The following is a 3,658-nucleotide window of genomic DNA, read 5'->3' on the forward strand; positions in this document are numbered from 1 at the left end:
GAGCGGACCGCGCTCTTTCCAAAGGAGCTACTTCGCGACAAAGTTCGATCGATGTCACTTTTACTGCTGGTGGATGGATACAACGTCATTGGGCCCGTTGCGGCGCCCGGACGCGGCGGCTTCGCTCGCGCCACGACTCACCAATCACGCTGGTTGGAGGCCGAACGCAATCGGCTGATCTCTCGGCTCTGCGATCATCTGCCCGAATTTGTTCGCAATCGCACCTGCGTCGTGTTTGACGCCCGCTGTCCGCCGAGCAATGCCGTCAGCCGATACGAGGTTTCCGGACTCGACATCCGATTTGCGGTCGACGAACCGGAAGCCGACGATTTGATCGAGCGGCTGATCAGCGAACACTCGGCGCCTAAACAACTTGCGGTCGTGTCATCGGACCACCGCTTGCAAGACGCCGCTAAACGGCGCGGTGCCACGCCATTTGACGCCGATCCGTGGCTAGATGATTTACTTGAAGACCATCCCCGATTAGCGATCGAAATCCCCGATGGGGCAGGGCAGGGCGGCAGTCATAGCCGCAGCGGCAAACCCAAAGGCAAAGTATCAAGCGACGAAGTCGAGCACTGGATGCGCGAATTCGGCTTCGAGGAATAAATTGCAGCGATGACGAAATTCACTCCAGTTGCAGGCGGCTGCCGTACCGCGTTCCGGCGAATCGCTCGACTGCCAAAGCAGTTGTTCGCCATCAATCCCTTTGACGGCGATTGCCTGCCATCTCGGGTGCGTCTATTTCATCCTGGATCCGATCGACCATCGCTGCCGTTTCCGCATCGCTGGAATTTCCATGATCCCATCCGCATCCTGGAAACCTACTTTCATGCCGCCGACGACGAACAAGGCCCAGGACGACACAATCGCTACTTAGACGTTCCTGGCTTCGCTCCGGTGCTGGTCACCCGCGACCCCGGAATCATTCGGGCGATCGCGACGGCGACGGGGGATCGCCCAGGACAATTTGATCGCGACACGATGCCATCGATTGGAATTGCACGAGCGACCGGCAAAGATACGCTGCTGTTTGCCAACGGCGCCGAGTGGAAAAAGCAACGCAAGATTGCTGCGTGCCCGTTTGGCAAGAACACCTTGTATCAACCCGAACAATTTGGCGAGTTTGCCGAGACGTTTCGGACGACAGTCCAGCAGCGAATCGAGGTGCTGCGAGAGCACCTCGCCAGCCATGATCAGGAATCAATCGACATCCGGTTGGAACCCGAGATCAAGGTCGTGATGTTGGAGATGTTGACCAATAACTTTTTTGGCGCCGAAATCTCCTATGACGAGCTATGCAATCGCTACGTGCCGGCGATGGAACGGGTGATCGACCATATCGTCAGCGACACGGTTCGCAACAAATTGGGAATCCCGTGGCGGAAGTTGCCGGGGATGACAAAGCGAATCGCCCAGGCCAAGCAGGACGACGCGGCGTTTGAAGAGTTGACCCAATGCGTTCTAGCCCCACGCTCCGAGAACAAGGCGTTGTGGAAACAATTCAAATCCGATGCCCCCGACGCCAAGCTCATCAGCAACTTGAAAGTCTTTTTAGCGGGGGCTCTCGAAGCAACCACGTCGTATGCAACGTGGGCAATCTCACATCTGGCCCGCAACCCAGCCGCACAAGAAAAAGTGTTCCAGGAAGTAAAGGACATTGATGTCTATACGCCTGAGACGTTGGCCAGTGCCGCCTACCTTCGCGATGTGCTGAATGAGACCTTGCGACTGACACCCTCGCTGTACTTCTTGCCTCGCCGCGCCACCGCCGACACCTGGGTGAACACCGCCGATGGGCGAACCCTCTTTATTCCCAACCGCACACACATCCTGTTAGACGTGTGGCATGCGAATCGGCACGAAGACCACTGGGGTGTTCAAGCGAGCGGATATCGAGCGAACGAATTTGCCCCTGAACGATGGCAGCACCTAGCCGCATCGGGCTGTGCGACCAAAGACATCCTGCACTTTGGTTTCGGCCACGGCCCAAGAGTCTGTCCCGGCAAACATCTCGGAGAACTCGAAGTCTCGCTCGTCGTCGGTGCCTTCGTGAAAACGTTTCAGTTCCAGGCGAACAACGACGTGAACCCCGTCCGCGCCGGCGTCTCAACCAAACCCGCCGACGGAACGCGGGTGCGAATGTCGCTGCGGTGATGCCGTAACGCAACCACTGGGCATCTATCATTTGACGTTGCCGTCGGATTGATTGACTGGCTCTTATTCCGACTATTTCCGTAGTTACCTCTCCCCCAACTTCGTTGGTGGAGAGGTGACAGTCCGCGAGTGCAATCGTATACCACAACACGCCCAAACATCTAGCATCCAGACCTAAAGCACCTCGGCTCGTTTTTCGCCGGCGCGGCGGCCGGGGTTGCCGTAGCGATGGTAGTCGTGCGAGATCGATTGTTCGTCAAGATATCGCAAACATTCCACGGAACCTTCCACAAGCACCGGCTCGCGAATCACCGTCACAAATGACTCTGCACACGCGTCGTCGATCTCTTTGGACTTCGTCGAACCGACCAACCGCAGTCGACCGACGTCGCCTGCCGAGATTCGCTCGACCAACTCGGATTCCGACTCGTCGATCGGATGGACCAATCCTGGGAAAATGTCTGCAATCATCTCGAGTAAATCCTTGATCGCATCGGACACCTCGGGATCGATCGACAACGTCACCTGCGTCTTGACCGTAATTGCCGCCGACAACGAAATCCAAATATCCGAAATTGAATCATTAGCGTCAAATCGCAGGTTCATCGCCTGTGTCGGCCGATACCGGCGAATATTGTCTTGCCCGATTAAACGAAAAGTATCGTGTTCACTCGAAAACTCGTTTTCCAATGCGACTCGTTGCGTGGCTGCCGCCGCTTGAATCCGAGCCGCGGCAACATCATCGACCACCGCGTCGTTGACAGCCCGTTCCAGCAAGGAGTTCAAACGGTCTAATTCCTCATTCTCGAACGTCTCGCCGCCTTTTGCCCGACCGTGCGACGGGAGCTCAACCGCGGGTTTTCCATCGGTCACTCGCATCAACGGCAACACGTAATGCGGGCCGCCTGCTTTGACGCCCGGCCCATAGGCACTCAGACCGACCCCTCCGAACGGTTGCCGCAACACGATCGCTCCGGTTGTCGGACGGTTGATGTACAGGTTGCCAGCATGAACCGAATCACGCCACAATGCGATCTCGCGGTCATCCAAACTCTCGAGTCCGCTGGTCAATCCGTAGCCCGTCGAACGCACGATCTCAATCGCCTCTTCCAGCCGCGAGAACCGCATCACGCCGAGCACCGGGCCGAACAGTTCGGTGAGATGCGTAAAACTTCCCGGTCGAATATTCCACTTGACTCCCGGCCGATACAAATTGGGGTTGTCGACAATGTGCTCGGGAATCACTAACCACGACTCGTCGTCCTCGAGCGATTTTAACCCCTGATTCAATTCCGCTTGCGGCGGTTTGATCAACGGCCCCATCTTCGTTGACAAATCCCAACTGGATCCCACTCGGATGCTCGAGACGGCGTCGGCCAACATCTCGCGAAACGCTTTGTCGTCGAACACATCGTTTTCGAGTAACAGCAGCGACGTTGCACTACATTTTTGACCACTGTGTCCAAACGCCGACTGCACAACATGTTTTACCGCCAAATCA

General features: G+C 56.7%; 3 protein-coding genes. 2 read left to right on the top strand and 1 reads right to left on the bottom strand.

Going from position 1 to position 3,658, the window contains the following annotated elements; genetic code table 11:
• On the top strand, window positions 1-609 hold a 609-nt coding region (locus ABX962_RS32545; RefSeq protein ID WP_372725858.1), incomplete at its 5' end, for an NYN domain-containing protein.
• Between the two features lie 9 nt (window positions 610-618).
• Window positions 619-2,157 (top strand): cytochrome P450, encoded by a 1,539-nt coding sequence (locus tag ABX962_RS32550; protein WP_372725859.1) that lies wholly within the window; start codon window positions 619-621, stop codon window positions 2,155-2,157.
• Window positions 2,158-2,331: 174 nt separating this feature from the next.
• Here the strand turns inward: ABX962_RS32550 and ABX962_RS32555 are convergent.
• Window positions 2,332-3,658: aldehyde dehydrogenase family protein (locus tag ABX962_RS32555; protein ID WP_372725860.1), on the bottom strand; the 1,327-nt coding region annotated here is incomplete at its 5' end.

The organism is Novipirellula sp., from assembly GCF_041583735.1.
Classification (GTDB): domain Bacteria; phylum Planctomycetota; class Planctomycetia; order Pirellulales; family Pirellulaceae; genus Novipirellula.